Origin of the sequence: Moorena sp. SIO1F2, from assembly GCF_010672755.1 — a bacterium.
In the GTDB taxonomy this organism is placed as follows: Bacteria; Cyanobacteriota; Cyanobacteriia; order Cyanobacteriales; family Coleofasciculaceae; genus Moorena.
Genome location: NZ_JAAHFV010000289.1, coordinates 1 through 8,312 on the forward strand (window position 1 = coordinate 1; position 8,312 = coordinate 8,312).

7 protein-coding genes and 1 pseudogene are annotated in these 8,312 nt (G+C 45.2%); 6 read left to right on the forward strand and 2 right to left on the reverse strand.

Features of this window, described 5'->3' with window-relative positions; translation table 11 throughout:
• From F6J94_RS25590 to F6J94_RS25605, 4 genes are all read left to right on the forward strand, one after another.
• Positions 1-597: GPW/gp25 family protein (locus tag F6J94_RS25590; RefSeq protein ID WP_293045283.1), on the forward strand; the 597-nt coding region annotated here is incomplete at its 5' end.
• Positions 598-601: 4 nt separating this feature from the next.
• A complete protein-coding gene (locus tag F6J94_RS25595; RefSeq protein WP_293045285.1) occupies positions 602-2,662 on the forward strand; it encodes a baseplate J/gp47 family protein in 2,061 nt (686 codons plus the stop codon).
• A gap of 24 nt (positions 2,663-2,686) precedes the next feature.
• Positions 2,687-3,127 carry a hypothetical protein gene (locus F6J94_RS25600; RefSeq protein ID WP_143727623.1) on the forward strand — a complete coding sequence of 147 codons (441 nt, stop codon included), beginning with the start codon at positions 2,687-2,689 and terminating at the stop codon, positions 3,125-3,127.
• 293 nt (positions 3,128-3,420) lie between these two features.
• Positions 3,421-5,376 (forward strand): hypothetical protein, encoded by a 1,956-nt coding sequence (locus tag F6J94_RS25605; protein ID WP_293045287.1) that lies wholly within the window; start codon positions 3,421-3,423, stop codon positions 5,374-5,376.
• A gap of 144 nt (positions 5,377-5,520) precedes the next feature.
• On the opposite strand, the gene F6J94_RS25610 is transcribed toward F6J94_RS25605, so the two are convergent.
• Complete coding sequence (locus tag F6J94_RS25610) at positions 5,521-5,703, reverse strand: hypothetical protein (protein WP_293045289.1); 183 nt, start codon at positions 5,701-5,703, stop codon at positions 5,521-5,523.
• Positions 5,704-5,831: 128 nt separating this feature from the next.
• Here F6J94_RS25610 and F6J94_RS25615 point away from each other — a divergent pair, with 128 nt between their 5' ends.
• Both F6J94_RS25615 and F6J94_RS25620 read left to right on the forward strand, forming a co-directional pair.
• Positions 5,832-6,326 carry a hypothetical protein gene (locus F6J94_RS25615; protein ID WP_293045291.1) on the forward strand — a complete coding sequence of 165 codons (495 nt, stop codon included), beginning with the start codon at positions 5,832-5,834 and terminating at the stop codon, positions 6,324-6,326.
• A gap of 28 nt (positions 6,327-6,354) precedes the next feature.
• Positions 6,355-7,749, forward strand: coding sequence for a formylglycine-generating enzyme family protein (locus F6J94_RS25620; protein WP_293045293.1), 1,395 nt, complete (start codon positions 6,355-6,357; stop codon positions 7,747-7,749).
• Between the two features lie 279 nt (positions 7,750-8,028).
• Here the strand turns inward: F6J94_RS25620 and F6J94_RS25625 are convergent.
• Positions 8,029-8,312, reverse strand: a pseudogene (locus tag F6J94_RS25625) (flagellar assembly protein H); the annotation flags it as partial.

Here is an 8,312-nt window from a genome sequence, read left to right on the forward strand (position 1 = left end):
TCCCGATTCCCGATTCCCGATTCCCGATTCCCGATTCCCGATTCCCGATTCCCGATTCCCGATTCCCGATTCCCGATTCCCGATTCCCGATTCCCGATTCCCGATTCCCGATTCCCGATTCCCGATTACCGATTCCCCATTCCCCATTCCCCATTCCCCATTCCCCATCACCAAATGGAAAAAGATTTATTATTCACTCGCCGCCACAGCGGACAATTCATTTCTGAGCGACAATTCGTAGACCTTCAAAGTGTCAATCGTGACTTGGCCACAGCGACAGGTTTAGATAATTTGGCTCAGGCAATTCTCAATCGCCTTTACACCCGTAAAGGGGAGCTTGCCGCTTTGGGACATCCCAATTATGGGTCACGGCTCCACCTGTTAGTGGGTGAACAAAATAATAATCGTCTTCGCTCCCTTGCTAATCTCTATATCCGTGAGTGTCTAGCTCAAGAACCTCGGATAGAAGAAATCAAGGCCATAGATTTTGAGCCTCCCTCTCGTCAGCAACGTTATACACTCGTAGCAACTTTAGTCCTTAAAGCTGTAGGCCAGGAAACACCCTTGACCCTGAGCTTTTCCCTACCTGGAGGGTAATTTGATGGTTTTTGAGAAAAAAGGCTTTGCTCAACTGTTCGAGGCCATGCAGAGTCGCACTCCTCCCACACTAACTGATTTTCAAGAAGGCAGTGTGGTGCGCACTCTATACGAGTCCTTTGCTTGGGAACTCGCCGTCCTCTACGAGCAGATGCAACGGGTATATCTCTCTGGTTTTGTGGATACCGCCGAAGGCATTGACCTTGACAAAGTCGTTGCCATTTTAGGCATTAAGCGGGGAGAACCGGACTATGCTACCGGAAAAGTTACCTTTACGCGAGATCTGGGCATTGATGAAGATATTTTTATTCCCAAAGGTACACTAGTAACTACGGAAGATACCCAGGAGTCTCCCAAAAAAGCCTACAAGACCATTGAAGAAGGCAAGATTTCCAAAGACCAAACCACTGCCCAGGTGAGAGTCCAGGCTCTACGACGGGGTAAAACAGAGGAAACTGAAGCTGAAACCATTGTGGTGATGCCTCAGCCGGTAGTGGGGGTGAAGTCAGTTAATAATCAAGAAACCCTGGGATTTACCGGTAAACTACAGGAGAGTGACGAACAACTGCGCCAACGAGCCAAGCAAACCTTGTTGGCGACCAGTGGCGGTAATACTACTTCCATCCGGAATGCTCTGTTGAGTTTACCTGGGGTGAGGGAAGTGCAAGTTAGAGAAAACTTCCACTTCCCTAGGGGCAAGGTAATGGTTACTCATCGTGAGTCCCTTACTGAAGAGCTTAAGGTTCCCAAAGGGACAACTATAACACTCCAAGTCTCAGACACAAAAACTAAAGACTATCACACCACTCAAGAGGTAATCCTCTCAGCAGGTCAAAATCCAGCAGTGGAGGTGGAGGTAGAGGCTGGTATTCCTGGAGCAGCTGGGGAAGCTCAGGCTAATGCAACTTGGAAAGAGTTAGTGGTTGATAGGGTAACTCTTACGGTTAGCAATGAGCGGCCTATTTCACGGCAAGACTTTGGCATTATTGAAATATTCGTTGATGGCATTGATTTTACAGATCTTGAGAAAGTTAGTCAGCTCAAACAGGAAATTGACCGAGTTAAGGCAGCGGGAATCTACCCATTACTTAAACCGGCGACAGCAGTGAACGTTGATGGGGTATTCCAACTTGAACTCCAACCAGAACTGAAACTGTCTCCAGAGGAACGGCTACAGTTGGAAGAACAGGTCCAGCAGACAATTATCTCCCATCTCAAAGACCAGAAAATGGGTCAACCCCTGCTGATCTCTCAACTCACGAGGAAGATACTAGGCTGCAACGGTGTCAATGATTTAGTTGATTTTACCCTCACGACCAGTATTCGTAATTCAGAAGGCACTGAACTGTCTACCCAGCACTATAAATCCTCCGAAACGCCAGTGAAACGGCTAGAAGTAGATATCTTAGAAAAGTTCACCCCCCACTCGGTTCGCGTTGCCTCAGAAATCAAACCCCTGCTTGTAGCCTTACAAATTAAGGCTCAAGCACTAGATGACCAGAAACAACAGGCAATTGAAACAGCGCTAAAACAATATTTTGCTGACTTCAAACCATCCCAGGAAGTGGTTAAAAGTGAGATTAAGGCAAGAATTGAAACAATCACCACCATCGAAGCAATCAAGTTAATTCCCTCCTTCTGGCAACCAGGGATTCCCTTTGATGGCGAAACCGTTAAGGTCACGTTTGTGGAGCAGGCTCAGCTCAGTTCGGTATTTCTCTATGAGAGATTACTCACCATTACTGGAGCATTGAAGTTAATCCTACCGGTTACAGTTACCCAACAAGAGAAGCAGCACATTTACCAACAGGTTGAGGAGCAGGTTAGTGCTTATTTTGAGCAACTCCAACCAGAAGAAAATATTCAACTTGAGCAGCTGGTTAAGCAAGCAAAAACCGTAGAATCAGTGCTAGATATTAATTGGAAACTGGAGGATTTTCGGTTTATTAATGGGGAAGATGCTGAGGATATAATTGACCGAGACCAGAAGCAAATTCAGGTAAACAAATTTGAAAAAACTCAGTTAGGTGATGCTGATAAGTTTATCATTACCAGCGATATCTAGGTTGTTGAGGTTGCGATCGCTACTTTGAATTTAAGGCTAACTCCGGCGGTTGCAGTTCCCGAAACTGTTGACCCAGCACAACTTAAGAGTGCCATGAAAGCTGCAGTTACAAGTATTGTGATTCCCTCTCTGGAGCAGTTACCCAAACTAGCAGTGGGAGAAAATCTGGATTATAACCAATTGAAAACTCTGCTGCTGGTAGATATCAGGACTAATGCAGGCAATCTGGCCAAGGAAATCCTTAAGATTTTCATCAGCAATGGCCAAGTTTCAAAGGAAAATCAGGAGAAGTTAATGGAAGCACTCCGAAGCTTTCTCGGAGATTCTAGCTACACGATTGATCAGCTTGAACTCAGAGCCAAGGGTAGCTCCTATCAGGACAATATTCCCATTGCGATTGTAGAACGGGCTGAGATTCAGTTACAAGTGCCGTCTACTTTGGAAATTGTGATTGAAGATAAGTAATGTAGCAATTCTCTATCCCATGAGGTGGGGATCCCCCGTTGGTCCCCCTTAGCAAGGGGGACTTTTCCCAGCTAATTGGATGCTTCTTCCCCCCAGAATTGGGGGGCTAGGGCGTGTCTTCTTGCCTCGGAGATCCCCCGTTGGTCCCCCTTAGCAAGGGGGATTTTTCCCAGCTAATTGGATGCTTCTTCCCCCCAGAATTGGGGGGCTAGGGGGGCAAAATTCAGTATCAAAAAACTTTTCAGATATCCTCTTAGAAAGGGGGACTTTGAGTAGGTAATGGGTAATAGGTAATGGAAAAACGCGGCAAAACCACCAGCATCACCAATCGGTTTCCTCACTTCTATGACGGAGCCAATGTTGAGAGTTTGCTCTACCAATTTATTGATGTCTTTGGCGTCTTGCTAGAGCAAGGGGAAACCGACTTGCTCGCTGTGATGCGTTCCCATCATGTGGATACCGCTGACAATGAAGGGTCTCAAGGCTTTATTGCTAACAAAAAGGGAGATTTAGATCAACTTTTTGCTCTCTACCTAGAAGCTTTAGGGGGCACCTCTCAACTGGTACAGGTTAGTCACCAGTTTAGTCCAGGGAGTCTTAAAAATGTCAGTAACTTGGCCAAGAAACTTCATGAAGGCAGGGATGAACTGTCTCAGTATTTGCGATCGCAACTTGATCACGATACCAAGAGCCTTCTGGAGCGCTATCAGGTTTCCCAGGCTCAATTTAACCTAGAGTCTTTCAGGGATCTGCCCGGTCTGGCCATTAAGCTGTTGGTTGCTACCGTTGCTACCGATCAACTCAGTCATTATCTCAAAATTCACTTGCCCCCAGAAACCCTAGAACTGCTCAATCACTATGACGGTTTCCCCCCGCTTCCTGAACCCCTAGAGCAGGGACTGGTGCAAACACTCAACCAACAGCTGGTTAATCCCTCCCTCTATGGGAAAAATAAGCCATACTTCCAAACCCTGACTCTTAGCAAAGCCGCTCAGCAACTGCTGGCACAACAACCAATCGGGGAAGACCGACAACGTCTCAATCGCTTGTTGTTAGACGCTGCCTATCCAGACTATATCAGCCCTAGCCCTATTCCTACTCTGGCGGAGGTAGACCAGGGGTTAATTAAGGGACTGAATCGGTGTCTTCAAGACCCTTCACTATACCAAAAAACTTACCAAGACACCGACCAACCCCGACCAGAAACCCCTCCCCAGGGAAATGATCTGATTATCCAGAATCGGCAATTGCTAGAAGCAGCCTATCCCAATGAGATTGCCAAGAGTTATGCTCCTTACCGAGAGCGACTCAAAGGCTTGATTCAAATCCTCCGTCAAGGAGCAGCTACCAAGCAAGGGATTATTGATTTGGTGGCAGCCAACTTGGGAATTTTAGGAGATTCTCCCGCAGCTCAAGCTGCTAAGGAAACCATTGAAATTAAAGAGTTCATGCCTCGGCTGACTCAGTTGCATCCTCATAATCAGCCAGAACATTCCTACGTGCTGAGACTTGGGGCAGAATTTGAGGTAGATAACCCCAACCCGCAGCCTGAGAAAATCGAAATTTTCCTGGCAGTTCAGCCAAGTCTGCCTGTGGTATTATACAATTTGCGAGTTGTTAGGTGCGATACTGAAGAATCGGTTACTTACCAAGGAGAAGCGAGGGCATCCGATGTATTGTCCTTTCGAGAGAATACTGTTGAAGTCAACGGTAAACCTTATGCAACAGAAGGAACGCCCCAACTACCAACCCAAACCTCTCGCTGGCGGCTGGAAGCCCAGTTAGCTGAGGGGGTTCCCCTGGCACGATTTGACCAACAGCGCTTTGGTGAAACCACCTTTGCCTTGAGTCAACCCGCCGTCTCTCTGGAAATGAGACTCTACAAACTCACCCCAGGGGTGTTTGAGGTAAAAATTCCTTGGGATATTCCCGGCTTTACTGATAAGTTTCAGCAAGCAGGGGACCATCCTCGCCATCAAATTGCTGGAATTATTGACAAGGTTAAAGCCGCTGGTGTTCTGGGGATGATTACCTATGAAAAGCGCTTTCAGGAAACTCACGAGATGGTAGCACGGTTGGGAGTCGAGCGTTCTCCTTTTCTGGAAGAACATCTTGCCGAAGATACCTTGACTATTAGTAGTCTTCAGGTTCCCTATCCAGAGGGAGTAGTCCACGAAATGTCTGATAACCTGCTTACTTGTGGAGTATTTGACTATACGGGCTTTGATAGCGGGAATGGTTTTGGTTGAAGAAAGGGAGTAGGGAGTAGGGAGTAGGGAGTAGGGAATGTAGAATGAAGAATTAAGAATGTAGAATGAAGAATTAAGAATGTAGAATGAAGAATTAAGAATGGTTAATCTAGATTCTAACTTCTAACTTCTAACTTCTAACTTCTAACTTCTAACTTCTAACTTCCCGATTCCCTCTAACTTCCCGATTCCCTCTAACTTCCCGATTTCCTCTAAATTCCCGATTCCCGATTCCCGATTCCCGATTCCCGATTCCCGATTCCCTCTAAATTCCCGATTCCCGATTCCCAATTCTTCATTCTCAATTCTTAATTCTACATTCTTCATTCTCAATTCTTAATTCTACATTCTTAATTCTTAATTCTTCATTCTCAATTCTCAATTCTACATTCTTAATTCTACATTCTTAATTCTACATTCTTAATTCTACATTCTTCATTATTCTTCATTATTCTATGAAAATTGCCGAAAGCCTCGACATGAAAGGTAGGTTGACTATCCAAAAATATAATCCTCAAGATCAGCTGTTGCAGGAAGTTAAAGCTGATAACTCGATTGTTTACACAGGGCGGGAATTAGTTGCTAAGTTATTTACTAATCAAACCATTGATCCGATCCGCTACATCGCATTAGGGACTGGCGGCAGCACCAAAGTTGCTCCAGCTACGGATACTCAATTGGGACAGGAGGTGTTTCGGAAAGAACTTAAACCGTTTGAGTCCAAAGATTTAATCGAGACTGGAGACGGTGACAGTAAAAAGTGTAAAATTATGTTGTCTGTAGACCTAGATTTTGGGGAACCTGATAAACAGCCAGTTGAGTTGACTGAGGCGGGTTTGTTCAATAGCCTAGAAAAAGGCAAGGGAATCATGTATAATCGAGTGATTTTTCCTGTAATTACCAAGAGCGATAAATTTAAGTTAACTCTTGTGTGGGAAATTTTGTTTTAGTGAAAACTATACAGTTTAGGGAGCAGCAATGACCAACGGCTTTGAACCAAAACATAAAAAAGCTGGAGATTTGATACTTTCGGCAGATTGGAATGCCGCCATGGGTGAAATTGACCGTTTGGGGAATACTCTTCAAGACATAACCACAAAAGCAACAAGCTTCCACGGACCTCTAACCATTGCAGAAGCCCTGAACGTTAAGGGCAACGTAGGAATTGGGACAGAAACTCCCACCGCTAAACTGGAAGTCAAGGGAAACCTGAAACTAGAATTAGGAGAAGCGGTCAATGAATTTTCCAGCGATGGTACCTTGGCAGGGGAATCGAATCAAGCTGTCCCCACGCAACTGGCAGTGAAAACCTATGTAGACCATAAAGTGAAAGGGGTAGAAGCTAGGGCCCTTGAGTCGTTTGAAACTAAAAAGCTCCAAGTCAGTGAGACGCTGACGGTAGAGGGTGCTACACAACTCAAGGGCAGTCTGAAACTGGGGCAGGGCGTACAAGTAGCGGAATTTAGTCACACCATCAGCAAATCTACAGAATCCTCCCTGGTAGTAGTCCCCACGCAACTGGCAGTGAAAAACTATGTAGACAATAAAGTGCAAGGGTTAGACGATAGCCTCAAAGCCTACATCATAAAGCTTTTATATGAGCCAAAATTATATGACATAAAAATAGAATCCTTTAAGTTAGCTGAAGGAGTCATTTTGGAAATGGCATACATCCCAGGAGGTATGTTCTTGATGGGTTCCCCTATTAGTGAATTTGGGCACAGTGATCACGAAGGCCCCCAGCATTTGGTAAATGTATCAGGGTTCTGGATGGGACAATTTCCAGTAACTCAGCAGCAGTGGCAGGCCGTTGCTGATTACAACAAAGTCAAAGCTACGCTTCAACCCAAGCCATCTTACTTTAAAGGCGATAACCTACCCGTTGAAAAGGTATCATGGAATGATTGTCAAGAATTTTGTGCGCGACTCAATAAAAAATTTAAGGGTCAACTCCAGGGTCGAAAATTCCGTTTGCCCAGTGAGGCGGAATGGGAATATGCCTGTCGAGCAGGTACGACAACTAGATATTACTATGGCGACGACGAGTCAAAACTGGGAGAGTATGCTTGGTACAGTGGTAATTCTGATTCCAAAACTCATCCAGCAGTAAAAGAAAAAACCCCGAATAACTGGGAATTGTATGATATGATCGGTAATGTATGGGAATGGTGTGAAGATACTTGGCATGACAACTATGATGGTGCCCCTGTAGACGGCATTCCCTGGATTGATAATTATAAGTCTTATCGATTGCTGCGTGGCGGATCTTGGTACCGCAATCCTAAGGACTGTAGCTGTGCAAATCGCTACGGCAAAAATCCTGGTGACAGCAGCAGGAAATTCGACCTCGGTTTCCGGGTAGTTTGTTCCTAGGCGTGGAATCTTCTTTGCCCTTTCGCCTTTTTCTAAGTAATAGGTAATCGGGAATCGGGAATCGGGAATCGGGAATCGGGAATCGGGAATGGAGAATTAAGAATGGAGAATTAAGAATTGAGAATTGAGAATTGAGAATTAAGAATTGGTAATCGGGAATTTAGGATAGGGATCTTGTAGGGTGGGCAAATGGACATGACTGCTGAGGAAATTGCAAAACTCTCATTATTTGCCCACCTAGCCTAGGGAATGCGATTTTTCTATGGGATGCTTGTTGTTTTAGGGATCCGTTGACTGCTCGAGCACCTGTTTCACAAGTTCAACCTCTAATTCTAAAGCTTGGGCAACTTGTTCTACGGTTAACCCCAACGCTAACAACCGAGGTATGGACTTTAATTTGCCTTGAATTTCACCTTCAAGTCTCCCTGCTTGTATACCTTCAAGTCTGCCTTCTTGTATGCCTTCAAGCCTACCTTCGGCTAAAGCCTCCTGATAAACTTTAGTTTGCCGTAAATCACTTAAGCTAAACATTGCTTCTATCTCCGTGCGACTGAGTTTGGGTA